Source organism: Pseudoalteromonas luteoviolacea NCIMB 1942 (assembly GCF_001625595.1).
GTDB classification, from domain to species: Bacteria; Pseudomonadota; Gammaproteobacteria; order Enterobacterales; family Alteromonadaceae; genus Pseudoalteromonas; species Pseudoalteromonas luteoviolacea_A.
This window is the reverse complement of the sequence record NZ_AUXT01000157.1, coordinates 98,131-124,669: the sequence shown is the minus strand read 5'-3', so window position 1 is coordinate 124,669 and position 26,539 is coordinate 98,131. Positions and strand designations below refer to the sequence as shown.

Annotated in this window: 28 protein-coding genes; 15 read left to right on the top strand and 13 right to left on the bottom strand. The window is 41.4% G+C overall.

What is annotated here, in order from left to right; genetic code table 11:
* The first annotated feature begins 87 nt into the window (after positions 1-87).
* On the top strand, positions 88-783 hold the full coding sequence (trmH, locus tag N482_RS11520) for a tRNA (guanosine(18)-2'-O)-methyltransferase TrmH (RefSeq protein ID WP_063377179.1): 696 nt from the start codon (positions 88-90) through the stop codon (positions 781-783).
* Positions 784-791: 8 nt separating this feature from the next.
* A complete protein-coding gene (gene recG / locus N482_RS11515; protein WP_063377178.1) occupies positions 792-2,876 on the top strand; it encodes an ATP-dependent DNA helicase RecG in 2,085 nt (694 codons plus the stop codon).
* A 19-nt stretch (positions 2,877-2,895) separates the two neighbouring features.
* On the opposite strand, the gene N482_RS11510 is transcribed toward recG, so the two are convergent.
* The gene (locus N482_RS11510; protein ID WP_231100844.1) at positions 2,896-3,282 is read right to left on the bottom strand and encodes a VOC family protein; all 387 of its coding nucleotides are present in this window, start codon (positions 3,280-3,282) and stop codon (positions 2,896-2,898) included.
* A 25-nt stretch (positions 3,283-3,307) separates the two neighbouring features.
* Between N482_RS11510 and N482_RS11505 the strand changes: the two genes are divergently transcribed.
* Together N482_RS11505 and N482_RS11500 are read left to right on the top strand one after the other, a co-directional pair.
* On the top strand, positions 3,308-3,583 hold the full coding sequence (locus tag N482_RS11505; RefSeq protein ID WP_063377176.1) for a ribbon-helix-helix domain-containing protein: 276 nt from the start codon (positions 3,308-3,310) through the stop codon (positions 3,581-3,583).
* Positions 3,584-3,702: 119 nt separating this feature from the next.
* Positions 3,703-4,380 (top strand): hypothetical protein, encoded by a 678-nt coding sequence (locus N482_RS11500; RefSeq protein ID WP_063377175.1) that lies wholly within the window; start codon positions 3,703-3,705, stop codon positions 4,378-4,380.
* An 84-nt stretch (positions 4,381-4,464) separates the two neighbouring features.
* On the opposite strand, the gene galU is transcribed toward N482_RS11500, so the two are convergent.
* The 7 genes from galU to rplU all read right to left on the bottom strand — a co-directional run bounded on the left by galU (position 4,465) and on the right by rplU (position 8,976).
* Positions 4,465-5,340, bottom strand: a complete 876-nt coding sequence (gene galU / locus N482_RS11495) for a UTP--glucose-1-phosphate uridylyltransferase GalU (protein ID WP_063377174.1) — start codon at positions 5,338-5,340, stop codon at positions 4,465-4,467.
* A gap of 147 nt (positions 5,341-5,487) precedes the next feature.
* A complete protein-coding gene (gene hpf / locus N482_RS11490) occupies positions 5,488-5,844 on the bottom strand; it encodes a ribosome hibernation-promoting factor, HPF/YfiA family (protein WP_063377173.1) in 357 nt (118 codons plus the stop codon).
* 270 nt (positions 5,845-6,114) lie between these two features.
* Positions 6,115-6,456 (bottom strand): DUF3718 domain-containing protein, encoded by a 342-nt coding sequence (locus N482_RS11485; protein ID WP_419555030.1) that lies wholly within the window; start codon positions 6,454-6,456, stop codon positions 6,115-6,117.
* A gap of 111 nt (positions 6,457-6,567) precedes the next feature.
* Positions 6,568-7,059, bottom strand: coding sequence for a type 3 dihydrofolate reductase (gene folA, locus N482_RS11480; RefSeq protein ID WP_063377171.1), 492 nt, complete (start codon positions 7,057-7,059; stop codon positions 6,568-6,570).
* 51 nt (positions 7,060-7,110) lie between these two features.
* Positions 7,111-8,259: an Obg family GTPase CgtA gene (gene cgtA / locus N482_RS11475; protein WP_063377170.1), complete on the bottom strand. Its 1,149-nt coding sequence runs from the start codon at positions 8,257-8,259 to the stop codon at positions 7,111-7,113.
* A gap of 128 nt (positions 8,260-8,387) precedes the next feature.
* Positions 8,388-8,645, bottom strand: a complete 258-nt coding sequence (gene rpmA, locus N482_RS11470; RefSeq protein WP_063366771.1) for a 50S ribosomal protein L27 — start codon at positions 8,643-8,645, stop codon at positions 8,388-8,390.
* A gap of 19 nt (positions 8,646-8,664) precedes the next feature.
* Positions 8,665-8,976 (bottom strand): 50S ribosomal protein L21, encoded by a 312-nt coding sequence (rplU, locus tag N482_RS11465; protein WP_023399739.1) that lies wholly within the window; start codon positions 8,974-8,976, stop codon positions 8,665-8,667.
* 381 nt (positions 8,977-9,357) lie between these two features.
* On the opposite strand from rplU, the gene ispB reads away from it, so the two are divergent.
* Positions 9,358-10,332 (top strand): octaprenyl diphosphate synthase, encoded by a 975-nt coding sequence (gene ispB / locus N482_RS11460; RefSeq protein WP_063377169.1) that lies wholly within the window; start codon positions 9,358-9,360, stop codon positions 10,330-10,332.
* A gap of 34 nt (positions 10,333-10,366) precedes the next feature.
* Here the strand turns inward: ispB and N482_RS11455 are convergent, their stop codons facing one another.
* Positions 10,367-10,639 (bottom strand): oxidative damage protection protein, encoded by a 273-nt coding sequence (locus N482_RS11455; RefSeq protein ID WP_046356858.1) that lies wholly within the window; start codon positions 10,637-10,639, stop codon positions 10,367-10,369.
* A gap of 37 nt (positions 10,640-10,676) precedes the next feature.
* Entirely contained in the window at positions 10,677-11,735 is a 1,059-nt protein-coding gene (gene mutY, locus N482_RS11450; protein ID WP_063377168.1) for an A/G-specific adenine glycosylase, read from the bottom strand.
* A gap of 126 nt (positions 11,736-11,861) precedes the next feature.
* Here mutY and trmB point away from each other — a divergent pair, with 126 nt between their 5' ends.
* From trmB to arcA, 5 genes are all read left to right on the top strand, one after another.
* Positions 11,862-12,587 (top strand): tRNA (guanosine(46)-N7)-methyltransferase TrmB, encoded by a 726-nt coding sequence (gene trmB, locus N482_RS11445; RefSeq protein WP_063377196.1) that lies wholly within the window; start codon positions 11,862-11,864, stop codon positions 12,585-12,587.
* Between the two features lie 87 nt (positions 12,588-12,674).
* Positions 12,675-13,712 (top strand): methyltransferase, encoded by a 1,038-nt coding sequence (locus N482_RS11440; protein ID WP_063377167.1) that lies wholly within the window; start codon positions 12,675-12,677, stop codon positions 13,710-13,712.
* 146 nt (positions 13,713-13,858) lie between these two features.
* A complete protein-coding gene (locus tag N482_RS11435; RefSeq protein WP_063377166.1) occupies positions 13,859-15,478 on the top strand; it encodes a sensor histidine kinase in 1,620 nt (539 codons plus the stop codon).
* Positions 15,478-16,005, top strand: a complete 528-nt coding sequence (locus N482_RS11430) for a YfiR family protein (RefSeq protein ID WP_063377165.1) — start codon at positions 15,478-15,480, stop codon at positions 16,003-16,005. The genes N482_RS11435 and N482_RS11430 overlap by 1 nt, the downstream gene beginning before the upstream one ends.
* 107 nt (positions 16,006-16,112) lie before the next feature.
* Entirely contained in the window at positions 16,113-16,838 is a 726-nt protein-coding gene (gene arcA / locus N482_RS11425) for a two-component system response regulator ArcA (RefSeq protein ID WP_063377164.1), read from the top strand.
* Positions 16,839-16,845: 7 nt separating this feature from the next.
* On the opposite strand, the gene arcB is transcribed toward arcA, so the two are convergent.
* Positions 16,846-19,173, bottom strand: coding sequence for an aerobic respiration two-component sensor histidine kinase ArcB (arcB, locus tag N482_RS11420; protein ID WP_063377163.1), 2,328 nt, complete (start codon positions 19,171-19,173; stop codon positions 16,846-16,848).
* 260 nt (positions 19,174-19,433) lie between these two features.
* Between arcB and folE2 the strand changes: the two genes are divergently transcribed.
* The 4 genes from folE2 (at position 19,434) to N482_RS11400 (ending at position 22,841) form a co-directional block, all read left to right on the top strand.
* A complete protein-coding gene (gene folE2 / locus N482_RS11415) occupies positions 19,434-20,354 on the top strand; it encodes a GTP cyclohydrolase FolE2 (RefSeq protein ID WP_063377162.1) in 921 nt (306 codons plus the stop codon).
* 102 nt (positions 20,355-20,456) lie between these two features.
* On the top strand, positions 20,457-21,047 hold the full coding sequence (locus N482_RS11410; protein WP_063377161.1) for a DUF2726 domain-containing protein: 591 nt from the start codon (positions 20,457-20,459) through the stop codon (positions 21,045-21,047).
* Positions 21,048-21,188: 141 nt separating this feature from the next.
* The gene (mtnN, locus tag N482_RS11405) at positions 21,189-21,896 is read left to right on the top strand and encodes a 5'-methylthioadenosine/S-adenosylhomocysteine nucleosidase (RefSeq protein ID WP_063377160.1); all 708 of its coding nucleotides are present in this window, start codon (positions 21,189-21,191) and stop codon (positions 21,894-21,896) included.
* Positions 21,897-22,841, top strand: coding sequence for a cobalamin biosynthesis protein CobD/CbiB (locus N482_RS11400; RefSeq protein ID WP_063377159.1), 945 nt, complete (start codon positions 21,897-21,899; stop codon positions 22,839-22,841). It abuts the gene before it with no gap.
* 34 nt (positions 22,842-22,875) lie between these two features.
* Here the strand turns inward: N482_RS11400 and tyrS are convergent, their stop codons facing one another.
* Positions 22,876-24,078: a tyrosine--tRNA ligase gene (gene tyrS / locus N482_RS11395; RefSeq protein WP_063377158.1), complete on the bottom strand. Its 1,203-nt coding sequence runs from the start codon at positions 24,076-24,078 to the stop codon at positions 22,876-22,878.
* A 148-nt stretch (positions 24,079-24,226) separates the two neighbouring features.
* Between tyrS and N482_RS11390 the strand changes: the two genes are divergently transcribed.
* Complete coding sequence (locus N482_RS11390) at positions 24,227-25,561, top strand: peptidoglycan DD-metalloendopeptidase family protein (RefSeq protein WP_063377157.1); 1,335 nt, start codon at positions 24,227-24,229, stop codon at positions 25,559-25,561.
* 46 nt (positions 25,562-25,607) lie between these two features.
* Here the strand turns inward: N482_RS11390 and N482_RS11385 are convergent, their stop codons facing one another.
* On the bottom strand, positions 25,608-26,534 hold the full coding sequence (locus N482_RS11385; RefSeq protein WP_063377156.1) for a hypothetical protein: 927 nt from the start codon (positions 26,532-26,534) through the stop codon (positions 25,608-25,610).
* Between the last annotated feature and the right edge of the window lie 5 nt (positions 26,535-26,539).

Below are 26,539 nucleotides of genomic sequence, written 5' to 3'. Positions count from 1 at the left end.
TGATTAGGTAGCATCAAAAGGGTGTGTACTTATACAGTAATAAATTTGATATAATACACACAATTTTGTATTTATGAGCCGTACTTAATGAAAGAGAATCGCTTTCAACGCGTAAAACGCATTCTAGAACAACGTCAGACGGATCTAACCGTATGTCTTGATGAAGTACATAAGCACCATAACTTATCAGCAATCGTTCGAACTGCTGACGCTGTTGGCTGCCATTATGTACATGCAGTTTGGCCTCAAGAACAAAGACGCCTAACGAATAATACCTCTGGTGGTAGTAAAAACTGGGTAGATACCCGGATGCACGATGATATTGATCAGGCCGTTGCAACCATCAGAGAGAAAACCCCAGGTATTCAATTACTGGCGACAAACTTGAGTGACACTGCCGTTGATTTTAGAGAGATCGATTACACTAAACCTACTGCTGTCATTGTTGGGCAAGAAAGACTTGGGATTTCAGATCGTGCGCTCCAACATGCTGATCAACACATCGTTATCCCTATGGCTGGTATGGTGCAGTCGTTAAATGTCTCTGTTGCAGCGGCTCTGATTTTATATGAAGCACAAAGGCAAAGAGAGGCCGCTGGCATGTACGAAAGAAAGGACATGATTGACCCTCAGGTGAAACATAAACTGCTTTTTGAAGGCTGCCACCCAATTATCGCAAATCGCTGTAACGAAAAAGCGCTACCTTACCCTCAACTAGATGATGAAGGTGAGATCATCGCAGATGAAGCGTTTTGGAATACGCTTAAATTTAGCAAAGCTTAAGGAAATCTATGTCGAGTCCTAATTTAGCACAGTATGCAATTACCGATCTTAAAGGCGTTGGCCCCAAAGCTGCTGAACGCCTTGCTAAATTAGGTATCTTAAGTGTTCAAGACATGCTGTTTCACCTTCCCTTACGTTATGAAGATAGGGCTAAAACATACTCAATAGCGACGTTGATGCCTCATATGCATGTCTCTGCGCAAGGTGAGATTGAGCAAGCAAATATTACGTCTGGCAAGCGTAGAATGCTGGTGTGTCAAATTAACGATGGGACTGGACGCTTAACCCTGAGATTTTTCAACTTTTCTGCGGCACAGAAAAACGCCATGCAACCGGGCAAATTTATGCGCTGCTTTGGCGAAGTACGCCGTGGTCGTGTTGGACCAGAAATGGCACACCCAGAATACAATATTGTGGATTCCATAGAAGATAGCTGCTCGGCCAGTGATGCGCTTACACCTGTGTACCCTACCACCGAAGGACTGAAGCAGCTCAGCATACGCGCTATTGCAGAGCAAGCTGTTGAATTACTTAGAAAGTATGATATCGAAGATCATCTTCCTAAACAATACAGACCAAATCAGCTAAGCCTGAAAGAGGCCTTACTATTGCTGCACAACCCACCACAAGATGTGAACTTAGCACAGCTAGAGACAGGGCAACATCCGGCACAGCAAAGGCTCGCATTTGAAGAGTTACTGGCGCAAAACCTAAGCTTGCTAAAATTGAGGCAAAAAAGCCAAGCAGTAAAAGCTGTGTCTCTGCCACCTACAAACTTATTGGAACCTGCGTTTCTCGCTCAACTGGCTTTTAAACCAACCAATGCACAAAGTCGTGTTGTGAGTGAAATAAAGCAAGATCTACAAAAGTCAGAACCCATGCTGCGACTAGTTCAAGGTGATGTCGGCTCAGGTAAAACCTTAGTCGCAGCTCTAAGTGCATTAACAGCCATTGCTAAAGGGTATCAAGTTTCTTTGATGGCACCAACAGAGATCCTCTCAGAGCAACATGCGCTCAACTTTAAGGCGTGGTTTACGCCATTGGGTATAGAAACATGCTGGTTAAGCGGGAAAACCAAGGGGAAAGAGCGCGCTCAAACACTAGAAAAAATCGCGACAGGCCAAGCTCAAATGGTTGTTGGCACTCATGCTTTGTTTCAAGAGCAAGTGGCTTTTTCAAACTTAGCTCTCATTATTATTGATGAACAACATCGCTTTGGCGTCCATCAGCGTTTATCACTCAGGGAAAAAGGTAAATTTGGTGATTGTTATCCACACCAATTGGTTATGACAGCAACACCTATACCGCGCACCTTGGCTATGACTGCATATGCTGACTTAGAAACCTCTGTCATAGATGAGCTTCCACCAGGAAGAACACCAATAACAACCGTAGCTGTACCTGACACTAGACGCGACCAAGTGATAAAGCGTGTTGAAAATGCGTGTATTGAACAACAGCGCCAAGTTTATTGGGTCTGTACATTGATAGATGAGTCTGAGGTACTACAATGCCAAGCAGCCGAAGATACGGCTGAGCAGCTAAGTAAACAGCTCCCGGATCTCAAAGTTGCTTTGGTTCACGGCAGGATGAAAGCACAAGAAAAGCAGCAAATTATGGCGGATTTTAAAGCTGGCCTTTACCATGTGTTAGTCGCAACAACTGTTATCGAAGTAGGTGTTGACGTACCTAATGCCAGCTTAATTATAATTGAAAATCCAGAGCGATTAGGATTGGCGCAATTGCACCAATTGCGCGGTCGAGTCGGTCGAGGAGACATCGCCTCACACTGCCTTCTGCTTTACCATGCGCCACTATCTAACACAGCGCAAAAACGTTTAGGAGTGCTAAGAGACAGTAATGATGGCTTTGTTATTGCGGAGAAAGACCTTGAGATTCGTGGTCCAGGCGAAGTACTAGGCACAAAACAAACCGGTTTAATTGACTTGAAAATCGCTGATTTAACTAGAGATAAGCATATGCTACCCAGTATTAGAGGGATCGCATTTGATTTACTCCGACATCATACTAACAGTGTCGACCCACTTATTCTAAGATGGATGGGAAATCGTAGTGAGTTTGCGATGGCCTAGAACCCTGGTAGTCAAATCGCTATTGAAACGTATTGTTTCGCTCAATGACCTCTATTTGATAACCATCAGGGTCACGAATAAAAAAGAATTTAGCAACCAGCTGCTCTCGATTGTAAAACTCTTTAATATCCATAGGACTGTACCCTAGTTTGTTGGCTTTTTCCCAAATCGCATTTAAATCATCAACCCCAAAGGCGAGGTGCCCATATCCATTGCCATGCTCATACGGTGCTTGCTGAGCAAAGTTATAAGTTAATTCAAGTTCAAAATCGCAATTATAATTGCTTAAATACGTCAATGAAAACTGCTCAAATTCTATTTGTCTCTTCACCGTTAACTCAAATAAGTCATGATAGAATTGTATAGAATTATCTAGGTCTAACACTCTGATCATTGAGTGGAGCATTTTTGCCACAGGAGCCTCCAAAATTATGTGTGAACTATACGCCTCTCAAAACCCGCTATTGTATAGAGTCAGCAAGAAGTCGATTCGAATACAAGGTGTCGTGACTAGTCTGGCGCTTGAAAACCAAATTTGGCAAGTGCTCGAACAAGTAGCGACTCAAGAGAACCTAACAGTTCCGCAATTCATTGCTACCCTGTATCAAGAGTCGATCGAACGCCATGGAAAAGTTGAGAATTTGGCTTCTCTGCTTCGAGTTTCTTGCCTTACTTATTTGCTCAATTCTACCAAATCAAAAAGCTGAAGTGGTAGTAACGAGCTACTACATAGAACTGATAATAAATTATGATAACAATGCTTTATCAATCCCTTTAAAACTTATAAACTAGTCTATTAATTCTTTGAAATTTATATCACTTGTCCATGAAATCTCAGTTTGGTAGACGCGCCTTCACTCATATGGAGCTATATAGTTTATTCAATGGCTACATTTACGGCGATGAGAAACTAAAACGAGAGCAACCTAAACATTGGCATTTTTGGCTGCCGTTATTAGCTTATTATACTGGTGCTTACAGTGATGAACTGGGAAACCTAACGCTGTGTGACATTGAAAAGATAGACTCTATTCATACTTTTCGATTTACCACTCACGGTAAAATTCAACCTCGTTTAGTGCCGATCCACCCAGCATTGTGGCATGCAGGGCTAGAAGACTATATTCAACATGTAAAACAACTGGAACATGATCGGCTACTTTATGATCTCCCATCAAAGTCAGGGAGATATAGCGAAAAAGTCAGAATTTGGTTTTCGGGGGAAGGCAAGCGTTTGGGCTATTTACAACGTTGTGGTCTGCCAAATATCGACCAACAAGGTTTGAAAACCGCCATAAGTAGTTTGAGGCTCAACTTTGAACAGCAAATTTATATCTCAGCCATTCAATCAGGCCAGCGCTCGGCTATGAGCTATTTACTTGGTTTAAAGGAAGAAGGCCAAATAATCAATAAACCAGCCTCTGACACCCTACAAAAAGTCGTTAAGCCTTTACGCGTAATCAACACGAAGATAAGTTGGCAACGATTTCTAAAGCGCCACTAGAAGTAATATCAGGCATCAAAAGGCTAGCATTACATCTGTAAAATAAGGCTGCAGCTTTCAGACAACAGCCCAATTAGAAGGTTGTTATAAAGATTTAACGTAATCGGCAAACTCAGGGCCTAACGCCGCATCTTTCATTGCATATTGTACGATGGCTTTTAAATATCCCATCTTGTCACCGCAATCATGGGCTAAGCCACTCATATGAAAAGCTTCCACCGTTTCGTTTTCCATCAGCATATCAATGGCGTCTGTAAGCTGTATTTCACCGCCAGCACCTACAGGGGTTTTCTTGAGAAGAGACCAAATCTTTCTAGAGAGTACATAGCGACCAACAACAGCAAGATTGGAAGGCGCTTCTGATTGCTTTGGCTTTTCAACCATTGATGTAATTGGTGTACTTTGACCTGGAGAAAGCTTTACACCGTTGATATCTGCAATGCCATACTTGCTCACATCTTCTTTAGGGACTGGTTCAAGCATAATTTGGCTACAGCGATTCTCTTGGAATCTTTTGACCATTGCAGCTAAGTTTTCAGAAGATTGATCAGCACTATATTCATCAAGGATCACATCAGGCAGTACAACAACGAAATCATCATCACCTACAATCGGTTTAGCACATAATACAGCATGCCCAAGCCCCTTAGCCTCCCCCTGACGAACATGCATAACTGTAACGTCTTCAGGGCAAATGCCTCTGATCTCATCTAATAGAGTTCTTTTTACGCGCTTCTCTAATGTCGCTTCTAACTCAAAGCTTGTATCGAAGTGGTTGGCGATAGCATTTTTGGAAGAATGCGTCACCAGTACTATTTCCTTTAGACCAGCAGATACACACTCTTTAACAATGTACTGAATAAGCGGTTTATCTACAATTGGTAGCATTTCTTTTGGTATTGCCTTAGTTGCCGGCAACATACGGGTTCCCAAACCCGCAACAGGTATCACTGCTTTCATATATGTTCGCTATTGAATTTCAATCGTCTAAGAAGTCTAATGCGTGATTTTATCTTACAAGTGACTGTATTTAAATAAATAACATTATCGACGCATTAGGATGAACACAACTAATAATAAAGGGGTCATTGTAGACCCCTTTCTAGATTAATTTAAATTCATTTCTTGAATTATTTCATGCGCTATTGGCGGTGTAGTGCTGACTGGTTTTTCGTGTTTGTTGGCCTTTAACTGGCCTTTTCTATGTTTTAATGATGCATCTAATTTTTTCGCAGCGCTTGCGATTGCGGGGTACATGACATCATTGTCACCTTTTACCGAGATTCTTGAACCCGCATAATTTGTACTTATTTCCGTATAAAACTTTTTATGCTCTTTGCTGATGATGATATCTAGTGATAACAATGATGGAAAGTGATTAGCAATCTTAGCGAACTTTTCATACACGTGTTGTTTTACTGCATCCGTCATGTCAACGTGGTGACCAGAAAGATTAATCTTCATAGGATCTTCCTTTTTTATTTACCCTATAGATAAGTATTGGAGCAACTAATCCAATTCTCAAGGGGTAAATTAAGAAAATTGTCATTACGCTGTTATAAAGTTGATTTATGTCAGATTAAAGAGGGACGTCAGGTGGGCATATTTTCATTTTCTGTCGCAGTCTTGCAATGTAATTATGTATTCGCTTTCATCTCGAGCGTTCAAAAATTAAATTCAAAGGTCCTAAACTTAAAAAGCTCCACGAGGGAGCTTTTCTCAAAGTGCCAGATTTTATAAACCTGCGCGCTTTTTAATCTCTGCAATTAAAGGTGAACCACCGTGGCCGTTACTTTCAGCCCAAGTGATGTCTGCGCCATCAGCTAGTGCACTTTTAGGAAGGCCTTTAACAATAAGCTTACCCGTCTCAACTGCATTACTTGCAATTGCGTGGCGTAGCATGTTGTTTCCGTTACATTCAATCGCACCAAAAACATTACGAATCTTAACACGTGAGCTCTTAAGCGCTTTACGAACACGCCCTTTATCATCTACAGCGATGTACTCACATAAAGTTACTGCAAGCTGATCGTTTGCTTTAGTTTCAAAACTTAAAGAAAACGCGCCTAATCCCATACTAACACTTAACAAAACAGGTACAAATTTCATTGCCAATTCACCTAGCACTTTTTTATTACATAAGGACAAACACTATTGTAGCAACCCATACAATTGTTAGCAACAAAGTCATAATCCTTTATTCAAAGTTACGAACTTATAATTATACCGATTACGTTCATCAGGCTCATGAGACTCACTCTCAACTTCAGTCCAGTCACCCACTACAGTGTAGTCTGGGAACCTAGTATCACCACCCACATCTAGCTCGATGTAAGTAAGGTAAAGCCTATTACATAAGGGTAGAAACTGTTCGTAAATATTTCCACCACCTATCACCATTACTTCGTCTATTTTATCTACCAATGCTAAGGCAGCTTCAGTCGATGATGCGATTTCAATACCTTGAGCTTGATACTGGGCATTTCTGGTAATTACAATATTTCTTCTGCCAGGCAATGGACGACCAATTGATTCAAATGTCTTTCGGCCCATAATAACCGGTTTGCCCATTGTCACTTTCTTGAAGTGCTGAAGATCAGCGGGTAAGTGCCAAGGCATTTTATTGTCATTCCCAATCACTCTGTCCTTCGCCATAGCCGCTATCATTGATATAACCACAATTTACTCCAATCATAATATTGTATTAAAAAAGGGCCTATTGGCCCCTTATTAGCGTTCGTAGATTACCTCTACGTCATAATCATCTTCATCCCAATCATCCCAGTCATCTTGACTGTCTTGGGTAGCCTGACGATGATATGTATCCCATTTAAACTCAACATCTTCTTGCTGCTCTTCTTCAAACTTGTCTCTTGGTAAGGTATCTAACAAGCCTTGAATATCGTAGCATAGCTGCTGTGTATTGAATTTATTCGCTGCCGAAATATGATAAACTTCTGTTGCATCAAGCTCTTGAGCAATACGCTCACACACTTCCTCAAGCTCGTCTTCCGCCAGTAGATCAATTTTATTAAGTACTAACCAACGTGGCTTTTCTGCTAGCTTTGGACTGTATTGATGTAGCTCATTGATAATTGCAAATGCATTGTCTACCGGATCCGTGCCATCGATTGGCATAACATCAACGACATGTAATAGCACGCGGCATCGCTCTAAATGTTTTAAAAAGCGAATACCTAAGCCTGCGCCATCAGATGCCCCTTCAATAAGGCCCGGAATATCAGCAATAACGAAAGACTTATTTGCCTCTGGTCTAACAACACCAAGGTTTGGTACCAAAGTTGTAAACGGATAATCTGCTACTTTAGGTTTAGCTGCCGACACACTACGGATAAATGTTGATTTTCCTGCATTTGGTAGACCAAGTAACCCAACGTCTGCCAACAACATGAGCTCTAACTTAAGATTTCGCACTTCACCTGGCGTACCTAATGTTTTCTGTCTCGGTGCTCGGTTTGTGCTCGACTTGAAACGCGTATTACCTAACCCGTGATAGCCGCCTTTAGCGACCAACAGCTTCTGTCCATGGCGAGTTAAATCACCAAGGCTTTCTTGTGTATCAACATCAGTAACACGGGTACCCACTGGCACTTTAAGAACCAAATCTGTACCTTTTTTACCGGTACAGTTTCTGCTCTGCCCATTAGTACCACGCTCAGCTCGGTGAAAGCGTTCAAATTGATAGTCAATCAGAGTATTTAAGTTTTCGTCCGCTTCTAGAAATACGCTACCGCCGTCGCCACCGTCTCCACCATCTGGACCACCATCTGGGACAAATTTCTCTCGACGGAATGAAACAACACCGCTTCCTCCATCTCCGGCTTCAGCTCGGATCTCTACTTCATCGACAAACTTCATGGTTACTCTCTTACTGGATTGGAACAGCAACAGCTATTATAGCAATATACGCTTAGCTGCTGATCAATATTATGTTGCTATAAAAACAAAAAACCCCGCCTAAGCGGGGTTTTTAGATTCTTAACCGATTACTCAGCTACGATGCTAACGTATTTGCGGTTTAAAGGACCTTTTGTTTCAAAAACAACTTTACCATCTGCTTTTGCAAAGATAGTGTGGTCTTTACCGATACCTGCGTTAGTACCTGCGTGGAACTTAGTACCACGTTGACGAACAAGGATGTTACCCGCTAATACTGATTCACCACCGAAACGCTTAACACCTAGGCGTTTACTTTCTGAATCACGACCGTTACGAGTACTACCAGCTGCCTTCTTATGTGCCATCTTTCTGTACCTCTAAAAATTAAGCGCTAATGCCAGTGATTTTAACTTCAGTGAACCACTGACGGTGGCCCATCTGCTTACGAGAATGCTTACGACGTCTGAACTTAACGATCTTAATTTTCTCGCCACGACCGTGAGAAACAACCTCAGCAGTCACTTTACCGCCATTTACGAATGGTGCACCGATCTCGATCTTTTCACCATCTGCAACTAGAAGTACTGAATCAAATTCAATTGATGCACCAGTCTCAACGTCTAATTTCTCTAGACGAATTGTTTGACCTTCAGTCACACGGTGCTGTTTACCACCACTTTGGAAAACCGCGTACATAACTTAACTCCGTTGTGCGCCCTCAAATCGACGCAACTTAATATTCTTCAATAGGGCGCGAAGTTTACGCTAATGTCGCAATACACGCAATACCCTAAAGGCAAAATAATGAATAAAAATTGGCTTGTTTGAGAGCATTAATTCATTTTTGCCCATTCTAGCTAAAAAGTTCGTTTTACCAAACTATTTTTTGTTCATAAAACTAACTTAATGAGGGTATTGACAAAATCTTTTTTTATCAAGCACTCGCTCAACTTAGTCTACTAAACAATCGAAAAGCGACTTTTTTCAACTCCCGTACGTATAAAATTCGAGTAAGCCAGAATTTTAATGTACAATCTGCGGCGTTTATCTCTAATTGAGGCTTTAGCACGGTATACTATGGATATTAAGGCTATCCAATCATTGATTGAGCAGGATATGCTCTCTGTGAATCAACTTATTTTTGAGCAAATGCAATCTGATGTTGCGTTAGTAAACCAATTGGGTCTTTACATTGTTAACAGTGGTGGCAAGCGTGTTCGACCAATGTTGACCTTACTTGCTGCTAAAGCACTGGAAGCAGAGCAACAAAATAAGCACATCACTTTGGCTACTATCATTGAGTTTATTCACACAGCAACATTACTGCACGACGACGTAGTTGATGAGTCTAATTTAAGACGTGGTGAGCCTACCGCAAACGCAGAATTTGGTAATGCAGCCAGCGTTCTGGTTGGTGATTTTATATACACCCGCTCATTTCAGCTTATGGTTGGCCTCAACAATATGGAGGTCATGCAAATACTTGCTGATGCAACTAATATCATTGCTGAAGGTGAAGTATTGCAATTAATGAATTGCAATGACCCAGACACCACAGAAGAAAGCTATATGCAGGTGATATATAGTAAAACGGCCAAGTTGTTTGAAGCCACTACGTTGCTACCTGCGGTTGTTTCAAATCAGCCAGAACATATCAAAGAAGCCTTGAAGCTATATGGCATGCATTTAGGTACTGCTTTCCAATTAGTTGATGATGTGCTTGATTACAGCGCAAATGCTGAGTTACTAGGTAAAAATATTGGTGACGACTTGGCAGAAGGGAAACCAACACTCCCGCTAATCTACGCGATGAAATCGGGTACAGAACAACAAGTGAGTCAGATCAGAGCAGCCATTGAATCAGGAAATGGTATCGACCACTTAGCTGATATTTTAGTAACTTTAAATGAAACTCAAGCACTTAAGCAAACCATGGAAAAAGCACAGCAAGAATCAGACAAAGCAATCGCTCAGCTAGAGTGCCTCGCAGAGTCAGAATTCAAAACAGCGCTTATTGCATTAGCAAAGCTATCCGTGGACAGAGAGTATTAATAAAAACAAAAAAAGCTGCCGAGGCAGCTTTTTTTTATTTCTCTGGCGGTCTGTAGCCTTCAATCTCAACTTCTTTATTTTCAAATAAAAAGCCGACCATCTGCTCTTCAAGCAGCTGCCTATGATCTGGATCCATCATATTTAAATGTTTTTCATTGATTAGCATTGTTTGCTTATGCTGCCACTGCTGCCAAGCTTCTTTTGAAATATTATTGAATATGCGCTCGCCCACTTCACCCGGGTAAAGCTGAAAGTCTAATCCTGGCGCTTCTTTGTTTAGCTTTTGACAAAAAACCGTACGTGCCATTTTATCACCTATATTCTGTCTGTTTATTAGGGCAAGTTTACCCTATCGCTCTTAATACTTTAACTAACTTTTTCGTTGGTGCGGCCAATCCAACTTCGGGTGGTTCATTAACGTCATACCAAAGTAGTTGATTGTCATGCACGCAATCTGGAATCTCAGTCAAGTCCAAACATACTGGATGAATTGTTAATTCAAAATGCGTGAATATATGAACAAATGAGTCTAGCGTTCGGACTTTTGTTGGCAGCCCTTGCTGAACTAAGAATGCTTCTAAATCAGCTAGCTCAGTAAACTCGAAAAAACCAAATAGCCCCCCCCAAATGCCAGTACTTGGACGCTTTTCCATCAAAACCTTATCATTTGTTTTTATCATCAAGTGATATGCGCTTTTTTTGGGCTTTTCTTTTTTCGGTTTTGGATTTGGGAAAGATTTCACTAAATTATTTTTATGAGCAAGGCATTTTTGTACTAACGGACAGAGCTCACATTGAAACTTCGACCTCGAACAAAGGCTAGCGCCCAAATCCATCATCGCTTGATTAAACTCACGAACATTACCAGAAGGGGTCACCGCATTGGTTAGTTCCCATAAGTAATTCTCGACTTTTTTAACCCCATACCAGCCTTCAACCATGAAAAACCGCGCCAAAACACGTTTAACGTTGCCATCTAATATTGCATGATGCTGACCAAGTGCTAACGATAGAATCGCGCCAGCTGTTGAACGCCCTACCCCTGGAAGATCTACGACTTCTTCAAAAGTTTCAGGAAACGCTCCGGCGTACTTATCACGAATCAGCTTAGCCGCTTTATGCAGGTTTCTCGCCCTAGCGTAGTAACCAAGCCCAGTCCAATGGTGGAGTACCTCATCTTCATCAGCATTGGCTAAGTCAATAACGGTTGGGAAGCGTGACATAAAACGCTCAAAATAAGGTATCACTGTCACCACTTGCGTTTGCTGAAGCATAACTTCAGAAATCCACACTTTGTACGGCGTTTTATCTATCTGCCATGGAAGCGTTTTTCTCCCATGGACGTGGTACCAATCTACAACTTGCGTTGCAAACCAATTTGCATCTTGACGGTCAACAGACATCTTCATACTCAATCTTCTTGCTTCAAGCCGCCAGTGTAAGAAGCTTTTTAAAAACGTCAAGCTCTTGTACTTATCGGCGCGAACAGGGATAATATGCGCCCAATTTTTACACCGCAGATGATGACAATGAACGAATCGAGTAAACAAGCCCTAGAGCAGGCTGAGCAAGATGGTAAATATATCCGTAAAGTGCGCAGCTTTGTAAAACGTGAAGGTCGCTTAACTAAAGGTCAAGCAGCGGCTCTTGAAAAGTGCTGGCCAACACTTGGACTTGAACATAGCCAAGGCTTACTCAACTTCAATGAAGTATTCGGCAACGACAATGACGTAGTTGTAGAAATTGGCTTTGGCATGGGTAAATCACTTGTTGAAATGGCTAAAAACAACCCACAGCAAAACTTTATAGGTATTGAAGTCCATCGACCTGGAGTCGGCGCCTGTTTAATGGAAGTTGATGAACAAGGTATAACAAACCTTCGTGTGTTCGAGCACGACGCAGTTGAAGTATTAGCCGACTGTATTGCTGATGGTAGCTTAAGTAAATTGCAACTATTTTTCCCTGATCCTTGGCACAAAAAACGCCATCACAAACGTCGTATCGTACAATCAGAGTTTGCACAAAAAATTCGCGCCAAGCTGAAAATCGGCGGTGTATTCCATATGGCAACTGACTGGGAAAATTACGCTGAACATATGCTAGAAGTAATGCAGCAAGCTGAAGGCTATTCTAATCAGTCAAAAACGAATGACTACGTGCCTAGACCAGAATTCCGACCGCTAACCAAGTTCGAGCAAAGAGGTCACAGACTAGGACATGGCGTTTGGGATCTAATGTTTGAGCGTAATGCTTAATTACATTTTTTGGGGCCTAGGTGGCCCCAAACATTAACCTTTAAACCAAGAACTTATTCAGGCCAGTTCATAATTTCGAGATCCACTATGCAAAAACTATCAAACCCTAGCCTTCTTCTACTCCGTAACGAAGAAGAACTTACAGGCAAGAATATACTTGTGATAAATCACGGTGATGATGGTTTTTTATCTCAACTGGTCGAAATCACCCCAGACGCAAAAATAAACGCTTTTAGCTATAACTTTGCCGACCACCAAGCTGCACAAAAGCTAAATTCAGTATCTAGCTTTGTAGGCCACAGTTTACCTGAATTAGAGCAACTAGATTTAATTGTGTATTACTACCCAAAATCTAAGCCAGAAGCGCTAATGATGCTATCAAACATTCGCGCTATTGCGTCAACCGATACTCGCTTATTGGTAGTTGGCGAAAATAAAGGTGGTGTAAAGTCGGTAGAAAAACAACTCAAAGCTTATGCTGAGGCAAGCTTTAAACTAGATAGTGCTAAACATTGTATCTTGTATGAGTTTAATAAATTGGCTCCTGAACGCCAATTTGATATTACAAACTATCATCAGCAGTTTAGCGTTAAGGCCGCAGAGCAACAATTTAACGCTGTAAGCGTCCCCGGTGTGTTTAATCACGGAAAACTCGATATTGGTACCGAACTGCTTCTTAACAACATTGAGTTGCCGAAAAAGGGGCAAACCTTGGACTTTGGTTGTGGTGCAGGTATCATCGCTACGTTTTTACTTAATAGGCAACCAAGCCTCTCAATGCATTGTCTCGATGTCAGTGCGCTAGCACTATATGCCTCTGAGCAAACCTTAAAATTAAATGGCCATACCGGCACATTTATTTTAAGCAACGGTCTATCTGAGGTCACTGAAAAATATGATGCGATTGTTAGTAACCCACCATTTCATACCGGCTTGAGCACCGATTACAGTATCTCAGAGGCATTTATAAAAAATGCCAAGCATATAATGAATAAACGAGCCAGTCTTCAAATCGTTGCCAACAGCTTTTTAAAGTACCCTCCAATTATTGAGCAACATTTTGACACTTGCAGTACGGTAATTAAGAATACTAAGTTCGCAATGTACCGTGCAGAAAAAACATGAAAAAATGAGCTCTGACATACATCAAAGTAGTACTAAAGAACCAGGCCATTAACTTGTTCTACGTTATTGTCCGCTTTTTTGTTAACTTACTTAACTAAGCTGCTAAACTAAGATCAGCTGTTAAGAGGTCCAACTATGAGCTCACAATGGGAAAACACGCAACAAAAACAAGTATAAGAAAGGTTCTAATCAGTGCTGTTATGCTAGTGACCGCACTGTCGCTCTCTCTATCCATTTCTATTTCCACTTACTTAGATGTGAAAGAGCAAAAAAAGCTCATCGTAAATAAGCTAGAAATGATTGCTGAAATAATTGCGTTTAATGCTCAGATAACACTCATTTTTGATGATAGAAAAACCGAAGAAAAACGCTTAAAGTCGTTTAACAAGGTCGACCTAGTTAAAAACATTCATATCTATGCTATTGATGATGTCACCAATAAGCCGGTTTTCTTCACCAGTTACAACGCGAGCAAAACCCCTCCTGTACCATTGAAAGTGAACGACATAGAGTCGCTCAAAGCGCCCAAGATATCAGCCGATTACGTAGAGCTCATCATCCCTGTTGAGTATGAGGGTAAAATAGAAGGCTATGTTTATGTGCGTGGAGGATTGGAGCGTTTATCGCAGTACATTAATCAAAAGATCCTCGTCGACATTGCGCTAACACTATTTGTACTGTTGCTCGTTTTATTGGTCGCTCGCGCAATTCAAAAACGCATTGCTAACCCTATTGATTCACTATCGTTGTTATTACAAGACGTATCAAAAAACCACAACTACTCCGCACGGGCCACTAAAAGTGATATTGAAGAAGTCAATATGTTGGCTAACAATCTCAATATTATGCTCGCACGGACCCAAAATCAGCTCGCTCGGCACCAAGCCGACAAACTGGAAATTAAACAGCTCAACCAAAACCTTGAAGAAAAGGTGAACCAACGCACCATTGCGCTAAGAGAAGCAAACCAAGAACTGCTAAATACGCTTGAGCGTATGCATCAATACCAGAATCAAATTGTCGAAAATGAAAAGATGGCATCACTGGGTCAGATGGTTGCAGGTGTTGCACATGAAGTAAATACACCTATTGGGCTTGGCGTAACCGGTTCAACCCTATTGAGAGACAAACTAGCAGATATTAATGCTGCATTTGAACAAAAGACGCTTACTTCAAAGCAGCTTGAGCGATTTATTCACGACGGTATTGAGAACCTAGATCTTATCTATCGTAATTTAAACCGTGCCGCTGAATTGATTTCAAGCTTCAAGAAAGTCGCTGTAAGCCAAGATATAGAAGTGAGCTCTGAAGTTAACATTAACAAGTTATTCAGTGCGATTGTCAGCAGTATGCGCGCTGAAATAGACCTAAAAAATGTCACATGGCAGTTAACATGCTCAGAGCAACTCACGATTAGAACCAAAGCAGGATTATTGCAGCAAGTCTTTGAACAACTTTTATCCAACTCGCTAATACATGGTTTCTTGGATTTAAAGGATAACCAAATTTCCGTCACTGTAGAGCTACGAAACCAATCGCTTGAGGTTATTTACATGGATAATGGTGTGGGCGTTTCCACGGCCATTAAAAAACGGATATTTGACCCTTTTGTGACAACTAAGCGAGGCGAAGGCGGTAGTGGTTTGGGTATGCACTTAGTTTACAACTTAATTACTCAAGCGCTTGGAGGATCGATTACCCTTTCCGAAGAAAATAAAACAGGAACAAAATTCATTATAGTCCTGCCTCTAAAAGGGGTAATTTAATGAAAATAATGTACCTAATAGCTGCATTTATTTTTATTTTTTGTAGTTTAAAAGTTGACGCAAAGTCTACTCATGAAATACGCTCAGCTTTTTTATATCAAATGGCAAAATTGATCGATTTTCCGGAACAAAAAAATAAAAAAACGACTCGTTTTTGCTTTTATGATTTAAATCATGGACCCGGCGCAATCCTAAATAGAAATAACAAGTTAAAAATACGCGGTAAGCCTATCGAAATAATAAAAATTGATATTTCCGACCCATTTAGGGAACTTTCTAAGCGCTGTGATATCACATACATTGATGAAACAAAGGAAGATGATATACTATCTGCTTGGACCGATACAATTGCTTTAAACATGGTAACTGTGGGTGAAAGTATCGAATTTTTGGAAGGGGGTGGGATTGCTTCCTTGGTTCAAGAAGGGAGTAAAATTCGGTTATATATTAACAGACAAGAAGTTGCACAACATAATTTCAAAGTGCTCTCTCGACTGCTCGCTGTTTCTAAGTTCTATCCTGACTGATTTTACTTGTTAACAATTGAATATACTCCTATAATCGTTAACATTCGGTTTTATTATATAACACCGAAGTTTTTGTAAATAAAACATTCCGAAAAGGTTAATTAATAATGCAAACGCCAGTCATTCTAATTGTTGAGGATGAAGACGTAACTCGACTGAACCTCGTTAGTTTATTTGAAGCCGAAGGTCACAAGGTAATTGAAGCCATTGATGGCGATGATATGCATGAAAAATTGACAGTAAATGACGATGTCAACTGTGTAATCATGGATATAAACCTACCAGGTAGAAACGGCTTAATTTTGGCTCGTGAGTTACGCCAGAAAAAAAATGTCGGCCTAATTTTCTTAACGGGTCGTGACAACGATGTCGATAGAATTTTGGGATTAGAAATCGGTGCAGATGACTACGTCACTAAACCATTCAACCCTCGTGAGCTGACTATCCGTGTACGTAACCTTATTTCACGTACCGGTTCTACACCTGAAGAGTCGACTATCGACAGCAACGGTGTAATCACATTTAATGGTTGGGAGCTAGATGAAAACAGACGCTGTTTGACATCTCCAACAGGTGAATCAAAGCGCTTACCGAAAGGTGAGTACAGAGCACTGCGCCTAATGCTAGACTCTCCAGGTCGTATCTTTAGCCGTGAGCAGCTTATTAAACATATGACTGGACGTGAGCTGCGCGCTAACGACCGTACGGTAGATGTTACGATTCGCCGTATTCGTAAGCATTTTGAAACTGACAGTAATACACCAGAGCTTATCAGCACAATTCATGGTGAAGGTTACCGTTTCATTGGCAAAATCGATAACACTCAGCAGTAATCTTTCGCTACGAGTTTTCAGCGAGTTTTGCAATTAATGAGTGAAGGGCTTCTTGCCCTTCTCTTATTAATTCTTCTAGCTCAACTATCCACACTTCACGTTCTTCTCTATTCGATTCAGCAGATTGAGTTTCCATTACCTTAGCATGTTGCTGCACCAGCTTTAGGCCTACAGAGCCAGCAGCCCCCTTTAACTTATGCGCAACCGAACCATACTCTTGTTCATCATCTTCGCTGTTAGCAGCTTTTAGCTCATCACAATACGTTGGGTTTAGTTTACCGAACAATTCACAGCTTCTTTTAAAGGTGCTGACCCCCATTGAAGATACAAAATCGGTAATCGTTTCTATGTCTAGTAAAGCTCGCTCGATTTCTAGTACTTCGATGGTATCGTTACTGCACGCTCCCACTTCCTCTTTGGCATTGTCAATGCCAAACAATTCAGCCAACATTTTATCTAACTTCGTTGTGTTGATCGGCTTTGCAAGCGCACCTTGGATACTTATACCTTGTAGCTCCTGCTCAGCACTTCGTACGTTTGCAGTAAGCGCAACAATTGGCAGTGCATCGAAGTGGCTGTCATCCCTTATTTGTCTAGCGACTTCATCACCATTGAGATCAGGCAGTTGCATATCCAACAAAATCAAATCAAGGTCATCTTCAGTTTGCACTAATGACAAGGCGTCTTCTCCAGTTTCAGCCCAAATAACTTCATGACCTCGTTGTTCAAGCAAATTAGTGGCAATCTCAGCATTCAATGGCACATCTTCAACCAAGAGAATATAAAGCCCACGGCCAGCATAACTTTGCTGATTCGGTGCACTGCATAACTCTAAGGGGATTTCCACATCAAAACGACTGCCTTGGCCTACTTCACTTTTGACTTCAATACTTCCTTTCATGGCCTGGACAAGCGCTTTAGTCACCGCGAGTCCAATACCAGAACCTATCGCATTATTACCCTCGGCGTCCGGTGCTTTGTAATACATATCAAAGATTTTATCTTGCTGTTCAGCGGAGATCCCAACTCCAGTATCGATAATACTCATTGTCAACCAAGGGCCGTCTTCTCTGTTTTCACGGCGACAGTCTAAAGTTACGTTACCCCTATGTGTAAACTTCACGGCATTGTTTATCAGGTTCCAAAGCACCTGACGCAACCTAGTTGGATCTAGCAGAGCGTATATATCTAATACACCTGTGCGTTTTATTTTAAACTCTAGCCCTTTTTGTCCGGCAATTAAGTCTGAGAAGTTAACAACATCATTGATAAAGTCAGATACATTAATGCTGTCTGTAGCAATATCCAGCTGTTCTCTATCAATTTTATCGAGATCTATGATGTCATTGAATATATTGCCTAGCGTCTCCGCACTTGAAAATACAGTGTTACACCAACTTTTTTGCTGCTGTGTCAACTCTGTATCAAGTAACATTCGAGTGAGACCAACAATACCATTTAAGGGCGTGCGCAATTCATGGCTCAACGTGGCAATAAATTTCCCCTTGTCCTTATAGGCTGTTTCAAGCGCCTGCTCAGCCTCTTTGCGGCTGGTAATGTCACGGCCAAATGCCAATAAACCAATGTATTCCCCTTCATTATTAATGAAGGGCAGCTTTCGCATTTCAAACCATCGATTTTCGTCTTTCACAGGGTACTCAACATCGAGTGAGATAGTTTGCTGCGTTGCGCTTACCTGCTCATCCGTTTCCAACACTTTTGGTACCAAATGTTCAGCAAAAATTTCATCGGCGGTTTTACCGATGAGCCCAGCACTCTCAATGCCTATTACTTGTTCAAACTTCTTGTTACAGCCTGCAAACACGCCATGTTCATCACGGTAATAAAATAAATCTGGCGAAGAGTCTACAATCGAACGCAATAACATGCTCTGTTGGGCGAGTTCCTGTTCAGCTTTGCGACGTTCGGTGATCTCATTACGTAGTTCAGCAATAGCTCGATGCTTGGCATGCAATGCCATTTTTCTTTCATCTATTTCGTTATTTAGACGATTGATATTATCTTTTAGGGTCTGGTTTAACAGTTTTTCTTGTTGAGTCGCAGACTCTAAATATTCTTTCGAGCTTTCCAATTGACGAATTGCAAAAACTGCAACGGATATCAGTAACGGCGATGTCAATGCCGCGAACACCACAACCGATAACACATTCACTAAGCTCACAGAGCCCAATGCAACGTAGAAAAACATACAGGATAAAACGAGTGAAGCGATAAGTACCAATGCATATGCAATTGCACCGGCTTTACGTTCTCCGTATTTACGAACCAAATTGGAAAGAATTCGAGCCCAAGACCCAAATGAAGAATCAAGCATAATAATAGTCACCTTGTTAACGCAGCCATTATACCTTAGCTGAACACATATGCGAGCAGCCTAACACTGTAACTTTGTTGAATAATCTAAAACTACTGTCTCTTACACACTTATCATCTTGCTTAAAGTTTATGTGATAATGTATCAAATATTGCACAGTAGCCTATATTTTCTTTATGCAAAATCAGAATATCAACAGCAAAGCGTCTTGTTTTAGTGTAATATGCGAGCGTTTTAGGTCGTGATTAAAGAGAGTTTAAATGCCAACTTCAATGCCAGACATTGCGCACTGTGCAGATGCGCTAAAAACGGGAACTTTAGACTGGGTCGGAATGGGAAACATAGAATTACCACTCCAACTGAGCAGCAAAGGATTAAATGACATCCCCGTTACAGCAAAAGCAGACACTTTTGTTAGCTTAAACAAAGCCGATGCCAAAGGCATCCATATGTCACGATTATTTTTGGCTTTGGATAAGTTGTCTTGCGAGCAAACCCTAACTCCCGTTACTCTAACTGCGTTACTTGACCAATTTTTGACAACGCACAAAGATTTGAGTCAGGCTGCAAAAGTCGTTATCGCTTTTGAATTGCCACTACGACGTGCTTCTTTATTAAGTGGCAAGCAAGGCTGGAAGAACTATCCTGTCACGATCTCTGCCGTATTAAGAGACAACCAAATCAAAATGGAGTTGGCAATTGACGTTACTTACTCTTCAACTTGCCCTTGCTCTGCCGCCCTTGCTAGACAACTCATTCAAAATGCATTTGACGAAAAGTTTGCAGGTCAGCAATTAGATCATGAAACTGTCATCAATTGGCTAGGTACTACAGAGGGCATTGTTGCAACGCCACACTCACAGCGCTCAATCGCTAATATCAAGGTTCGGTTACCACAAGATACGACTGAGTTCGATATACTTGGTCTTGTTGATTTGGTCGAACAGGAACTAAAAACGCCTGTGCAAACAGCGGTTAAAAGAGAAGACGAACAAGAGTTCGCTAGATTGAATGGCCAAAACTTGATGTTCTGTGAAGATGCAGCAAGAAAATTAAAAGCACTCTTTAATGCACAAAACTACCTCGATTTTTATGTGAAAATTAATCACTACGAATCACTGCATGCTCATGATGCTGTAGCCTATGCGGTTAAAGGTGTTCAAGGAGGCTATCAAGCCTAACCCTTTCGCGAAGGTTTTCAGCCTTCGCAAACCTAAAAATCACTTTTCGGCACACTCTTTGCTTATTAAATACAAAGTCAAATTGTTGTCGTGGAGTGATTTATGGAACTTACACTGTTAGCTATTTTAGCGCTCGTAGTTGTTGCCTCAATTGTAATTTCAAAGTATACCGACGCGGGCGGAAACCCCTATCCGTTTAATCGCAAAGATTCTGTATTCTCAACCGTAGAAGCGTCATTCTTACAGCTTTTAGAACGCGCAGTTGGCGATAAATTTAAAATAGTGAGCCGAGTAAAATTAGTAGACGTCATCGAGTGTAAACCGGGTTTATCTAAAAAAGCTCGCCGCTCGGCCATCACCAAGGCGCAAAATAAACAACTCGACTATGTATTAGTCGACAAAAGTACGATGAATATTGTTGCCGCTGTTGATCTGGTCAACAATGCCAATAAGAATGGGCACAAAGCACAAAAAGATTGGTTTGTCAGTGGGGCGCTAGAATCGGCCGGTATTCCACATATTCGCATGAAAATTAAATCTGGTTATAAAAGCCCAGAGGTACGCGCTGCGATCTTGTTCAAACTTGGTCAAAAGCCGGAGCAGACAAAACCTGTACGCAAGCGCAATTACAAACCAGCTGTACTGTCACCCTCTCAAGCCAAAGCAGCAAGCACACAGCTTGCTGAAATTTGATTCTCATCCACAAGTTAGTTGCCTGCTCAGTCAGGCAGCTATGCTCACGGTATTACACTCCTAAATTTTGCACTTCCAAATAATGCTTTCAAATTAAGAATGTATATAATGAGCATTAAATGAATCCGTAAGAGACAAATTATGAAAATTGGCATTATCGGTGCGATGGAGCAAGAAGTCACTATTTTACGTGACACAATGCAATCTCCCCAGACGCTCAAAAAAGGTGGTTTTACTTTCTACACTGGCCAATTAGGCGGCCATGAAGTGACATTAGTTCAGTCAGGTATTGGCAAAGTTGCAGCGACAGTAGCCACAACACTGTTAATTGATAACTTTGCCCCTGATTGCGTTGTTAATACAGGCTCAGCAGGTGGCTTTGAACCTTCTCTAAATGTGGGTGATATTGTTATTTCTGACGAAGTACGCCATCACGATGTTGACGTAACCGCATTTGGTTACGAAATAGGTCAAGTACCACAAATGCCTGCGGGGTTTGCTGCAAACCCTGCGCTTATTAAAGCGTCAAAAGAAAGTATTCATGCAGTTGAAGGCATACAAACTATGGTAGGCCAAATCTGTACAGGTGACTCGTTTATGTGTGATCCTGTCCGCATAGAAAAAACACGCCAAGACTTCCCCAACATGTTAGCTGTAGAAATGGAAGGTGCGGCAATCGCACAGGCTTGTCATGTGCTAGAAACACCATTTGTCGTGATCCGCTCTATGTCTGATATCGCAGGCAAAGAATCTCCTCAATCTTTTGAGGAATATTTAGAGGTTGCATCAGTCAACTCATCTAAGCTAGTAGTAGCACTACTAGAAAAGCTTCAGCAGGTTACTCTGTAAGTGGCGTTACAAATATTGCAAGCCCAAGAGGGCTTGCTGATATTTTACTTGGCTGTTTTTTGTGCTTTTTCCTTTAGGCTATCAAACCTTTACCATCCAAACACGCTTTTCACTCTGCTCGCCCGTAATCTAGCTAAGCGTGTAGTCAGGGATAACATTGCTAAAAGCCACCACACTCTCTCCGGCACACTGGCTTTTACATTGCCGGTTTTCACTATAATGGCATTATTATTTGCCTTGTCATTTATCTCATTTTACCCACAATGGTTTGGCGGGCTGATTTTATATTTATGTCTAGATACGCACTTTGAAAAACGCGCACATAGAATTGCAAAGCTATTAACAGTGAACCAAAAAGGTTCAGCAAAGCAACTCTTAGGCTCTATGGTGGCAAGAGATACACAATCTTTATCGGAAATAGGCATTATTAAAGCCTGCTTAGACTCTTTGGCACTTAGTTCAGTAAGGCAGTTTTACCTAGTGCTTATATTTTATTTGGTCGGTGGTCCATATTTGGCACTTGCTTATAAGCTCATGATGCTGTGTGATCACAGCTGGAGACAGCAATTGAGCCCAAACCACCCATTTCTAGCCCCAGTGCAGCGTGCTATTTATATTTTGGAATGGCTGCCTCTGCGCGCCTTTGTGATTACGATGTCACTGACACAAAACTTCTCGAAAACACAGCATTATCTCAAGCATTACGCGCAACATTATAGCAATAAACACTCTGGCTGGATCGTCTCATTGTTTTCGGCAAATCTAAATGTGCAACTCGCTGGGCCACGGTTTTATCACGGTCAACGCTTCGAAAACATTCGTATTGGTAGCGATCGACAACCGACAGTAGAAGATATTGAACACATGCTCAAACTACAAGGCACAATGCGGTGGTTTTGGTTGGGATTAACTGGGTTAATTTGGGCGGGGATTAATTTAATCTAGGCCGAGTAAGTATTTCACTTGGCCTAGAAGCAGCTTAATTAACTGTTACTTTAGCAAACTTACGTTTACCAACTTGGTAAATCTCCGTGCTGCCCTTAGCAATTTCTAGCTTAGTATCAGTTACCTTTTCTTCGCCATTTAGCTTAACAGCTCCCTGCTTAATCATGCGCATCGCTTCAGATGTACTTGCAACCAAGCCTGCTTCTTTTAATAAATTTGCGATAAAGGTCGTTTCACCCTCAATCTCGATAGCGACTTCAGGGATGTCATCTGGAAGCGCATTTTTTTGGAAACGCTTGATAAAATCTTGATGGGCAGCTTGCGCGTCATCTTCACTATGGAAGCGTGCTATCATTTCTTTAGCAAAGTCTATTTTGATATCGCGAGGGTTGCGACCACCTGCCACTTCTTCTTTTAAAGCGTCTATTTCGGTCAGAGACTTAGCACTGAGAAGCTCATAGTAACGCCACATAAGATCGTCAGAAATAGACATTACTTTACCGAACATTTCTGTTGGCGCATCAGTAATACCTATGTAGTTGCCCAGTGACTTTGACATCTTCTGAACACCATCTGTTCCTTCTAACAGCGGCATCATTAATACAGTTTGAGGTTTTTGCCCCTCTTCTTTTTGTAATTCACGCCCCATCAATAGGTTAAAGCGCTGATCAGTACCACCTAGCTCAACATCAGCTTCAAGTGCGACTGAATCCCAACCCTGTACTAATGGATACAAGAATTCGTGAATAGCAATTGCTTGTCCGCCAGCATAACGCTTTTTAAAATCATCACGCTCCAGCATACGAGCCACAGTTTGACGCGATGCAAGCTTAATCATGTCTGCACTGCTTAATTTTTCCATCCACTGAGAATTAAACGCAACAGTTGTTTTCTCCGGATCTAAGATTTTAAACACTTGCTCTTTATAAGTTTCAGCATTCGCTAGCACATCTTCTCGCGTTAATGGCTTACGCGTTACATTTTTTCCAGTTGGGTCACCGATCATACCGGTGAAATCACCAATCAAGAAAATGACCTCATGGCCTAAATCTTGGAAAGTTTTTAATTTATTAATTAGAACTGTGTGGCCTAAATGCAAATCAGGCGCTGTTGGATCAAATCCAGCCTTAATACGCAGCTTTTTCCCTGACTTCAGTTTTTCTTTCAATTCATCTTCAATCAATATGTCTTCTGCACCGCGCCTAATCTCAGCAAATGCAGTTTCAATGTCCGCCATTATCACTCCAACAAAAAATTCAGTTTATCGCTCGATTCTAGCCTATATTTCACGGAGTTTAAATGCACAAAATACTGGTATTAACGCTTTATTACGTATATGCTGCACTATTATCCATAAAAATTCTTGACAGCGAAAAAGGCACGTTATGGTACCTGCAGTAAAGAAGCTACCCAAAAAACACAAAATGCTCATTGCTGGGCTATTAGCTGCAATGGTTGGGATAGCCTTGATACCTTCAGAGAAGGCCACTGCATCTAGAGATCACAAAGATGATGCGCTAGAAGTAGGCAAACGCTATGAGCTTCCCGTTAAGGTGGAAGAACAACAAGAACAAATCACCGAATTAAGCGAAGAACATACGCACTCAGAAGAAGAAACTGACGTTGTTCACTTTAACTATGTTGATCATAAAGTTAGGTCCGGAGATAGTCTAGCGCTCTTATTCAAGCGCGCAGGTTACTCCGCACAGACTCTGCATAGTCTAGTAAACACAAATGCAGAAACACGCAAACTCACCAAAATCCACCCTGGTGAAGTGTTAAGTTTTGCGAGTGATGAACAAGGTAATTTGGCGCAATTAAAGTATGTGCTATCCAAAACGGATACCTTGTATGTCACTCGAAAAGACGACAATCACTACGAAACGCAAATAACCAGTAAAGAAATTGAAACCAGAGAGAAAACCTCAGGTGGCAAAATTAGATCTTCGTTCTGGACGGCAGGTATCTCAGCTGGCTTAACGCAGAGACAGATTATGAACGTTGCAAATATTTTTGGCTGGGATGTAGATTTCGCTAATGATATCAGAGAAGGCGATTCGTTTACCTTAGTGTATGAAACTCACTTTGTAGATGGTGAAGAAATTGGTAATGGCAAAATTATTGCTGCCGAGTTTATAAACCAAGGTGACACCTATACAGCAATTCGGCATACCAATGGCGAATTTTATACGCCAGAAGGGCGCAGTATGAAAAAAGCCTTCTTGCGGGCGCCTGTGAACTTTAAATATATCAGCTCTAATTTTAACCCTCGCAGGCTACACCCTGTAACAAAACAGGTTCGTCCACACCGGGGCATTGATTACGCAGCAAAAGTAGGCACACCTGTAGTTGCTGCGGGCAATGGTAAAGTAACCAAAGCAGGTTACAATAGGTTAAATGGTAATTATGTGTTCATTGAACATGGTGGTCAATATACAACCAAGTATTTGCACCTACATAAGAAGCATGTAAAAACTGGACAAAGAGTTAAACAAGGGCAAAAGATTGGTACTGTAGGTGCAACCGGTCGAGTGACTGGGCCTCACCTGCACTATGAATTCTTAGTAAATGGACAACACCGCAATCCTAAAACGGTGCAGTTACCTAAGTCACTACCACTACCTAAAGCTGAGCTTGCCAAGTTTAAACCGCTTGCAGAAAAGATGGCTGTACGTTTGGAGCGTAAACGAGAGCTGATGCTTGCGTTGAATGACAAATAACAACTTCATTAATTAAAAAGGCGAGGATTTCCTCGCCTTTTTAATTTTAGTTTCCAGCCATTTTTAAATTCAAAAACTGCTCTAATGCCTGAGGATCGGCCGCCAATGGTTGCAACTGCATAGCAAGCTGCATCATGCTTGTCTGTTCAGGAAATGCCATGCTTATTTCAAATGAATTTAAACCAGCAATAAAGTCTTTTACGGCCTGCTTGTTTACCTCACTAGCAGGTACTGCATCTAGCTGGGCTGATAGCATCGATTGTAGCTGAGTGTGGTCTAAGCCATTCTTTTGTAGAAGTTCATCGACCACAGTTTTTAGCTCACCGTCACTGTTCAGTGAAAATGAAAACGCTTTCGGCTGTACAGCCTGCATCGCACTCATCATTTTACTTTGCATTTGAAGCTCTGCTTCCAGATCCATCTCACCCTTTTCATGCATCTTGTCAATTTCACGCTGTAGATTCATGAGGCCTTGGCTATTGGTCATATTAAAGTCGATAACAAGATCTAGAATATTGTGCGCTGATGCTGAGAACTTGACCTCACTGTCCCCATTACTTTCATCAAAGCTCATAGAAGTAACCAAATCATATTGTGCTTTTACAATGCTATCCGGCAAGGCCGCAGTATTCTCTGGCGCTTTTTGCCAGTCACTAGAAAAAGATAAGCCATTTATGACGAGCTCTGTGTATGGACTGATTTTATCTGACTCATAACCCGCAATCGAAAGGCTCGAGATATCAATAAGTGGTAATTTTGTTTCCTTATTCATGAAAGAAACGTTTTTTATGACCACAGTATTGCTGAGCAAGCTATAGTCGACATTTTCGTAATTAACATTAAACCCCGTTTGCTCCGAGAATTGTTGCATCTGGTGTGCAATTACCTCATCTGCACGGGTATTTGCATACCAATTTGCACCGACTGCGCCACACACGGCAATAGCAACGGCTGTTATAGCCACTTTATTCATAGTAC

Coding starts and splice junctions, on each gene's coding strand:
- galU (WP_063377174.1), bottom strand. CDS start 5,340: ATGAAAGCAGTGATACCTGTTGCGGGTTTGGGAACCCGTATGTTGCCG.
- trmB (WP_063377196.1), top strand. CDS start 11,862: ATGAACGAATCGAGTAAACAAGCCCTAGAGCAGGCTGAGCAAGATGGT.
- tyrS (WP_063377158.1), bottom strand. CDS start 24,078: ATGGCGGACATTGAAACTGCATTTGCTGAGATTAGGCGCGGTGCAGAA.
- N482_RS11390 (WP_063377157.1), top strand. CDS start 24,227: ATGGTACCTGCAGTAAAGAAGCTACCCAAAAAACACAAAATGCTCATT.
- N482_RS11485 (WP_419555030.1), bottom strand. CDS start 6,456: ATGGGATTAGGCGCGTTTTCTTTAAGTTTTGAAACTAAAGCAAACGAT.
- N482_RS11510 (WP_231100844.1), bottom strand. CDS start 3,282: ATGCTCCACTCAATGATCAGAGTGTTAGACCTAGATAATTCTATACAA.
- mtnN (WP_063377160.1), top strand. CDS start 21,189: ATGAAAATTGGCATTATCGGTGCGATGGAGCAAGAAGTCACTATTTTA.
- N482_RS11410 (WP_063377161.1), top strand. CDS start 20,457: ATGGAACTTACACTGTTAGCTATTTTAGCGCTCGTAGTTGTTGCCTCA.
- arcB (WP_063377163.1), bottom strand. CDS start 19,173: ATGCTTGATTCTTCATTTGGGTCTTGGGCTCGAATTCTTTCCAATTTG.
- N482_RS11455 (WP_046356858.1), bottom strand. CDS start 10,639: ATGGCACGTACGGTTTTTTGTCAAAAGCTAAACAAAGAAGCGCCAGGA.
- folE2 (WP_063377162.1), top strand. CDS start 19,434: ATGCCAACTTCAATGCCAGACATTGCGCACTGTGCAGATGCGCTAAAA.
- N482_RS11440 (WP_063377167.1), top strand. CDS start 12,675: ATGCAAAAACTATCAAACCCTAGCCTTCTTCTACTCCGTAACGAAGAA.
- trmH (WP_063377179.1), top strand. CDS start 88: ATGAAAGAGAATCGCTTTCAACGCGTAAAACGCATTCTAGAACAACGT.
- cgtA (WP_063377170.1), bottom strand. CDS start 8,259: ATGAAGTTTGTCGATGAAGTAGAGATCCGAGCTGAAGCCGGAGATGGA.
- N482_RS11385 (WP_063377156.1), bottom strand. CDS start 26,534: ATGAATAAAGTGGCTATAACAGCCGTTGCTATTGCCGTGTGTGGCGCA.
- N482_RS11505 (WP_063377176.1), top strand. CDS start 3,308: ATGTGTGAACTATACGCCTCTCAAAACCCGCTATTGTATAGAGTCAGC.
- rpmA (WP_063366771.1), bottom strand. CDS start 8,645: ATGGCACATAAGAAGGCAGCTGGTAGTACTCGTAACGGTCGTGATTCA.
- mutY (WP_063377168.1), bottom strand. CDS start 11,735: ATGTCTGTTGACCGTCAAGATGCAAATTGGTTTGCAACGCAAGTTGTA.
- rplU (WP_023399739.1), bottom strand. CDS start 8,976: ATGTACGCGGTTTTCCAAAGTGGTGGTAAACAGCACCGTGTGACTGAA.
- N482_RS11500 (WP_063377175.1), top strand. CDS start 3,703: ATGAAATCTCAGTTTGGTAGACGCGCCTTCACTCATATGGAGCTATAT.
- N482_RS11435 (WP_063377166.1), top strand. CDS start 13,859: ATGGGAAAACACGCAACAAAAACAAGTATAAGAAAGGTTCTAATCAGT.
- ispB (WP_063377169.1), top strand. CDS start 9,358: ATGGATATTAAGGCTATCCAATCATTGATTGAGCAGGATATGCTCTCT.
- arcA (WP_063377164.1), top strand. CDS start 16,113: ATGCAAACGCCAGTCATTCTAATTGTTGAGGATGAAGACGTAACTCGA.
- recG (WP_063377178.1), top strand. CDS start 792: ATGTCGAGTCCTAATTTAGCACAGTATGCAATTACCGATCTTAAAGGC.
- hpf (WP_063377173.1), bottom strand. CDS start 5,844: ATGAAGATTAATCTTTCTGGTCACCACGTTGACATGACGGATGCAGTA.
- N482_RS11430 (WP_063377165.1), top strand. CDS start 15,478: ATGAAAATAATGTACCTAATAGCTGCATTTATTTTTATTTTTTGTAGT.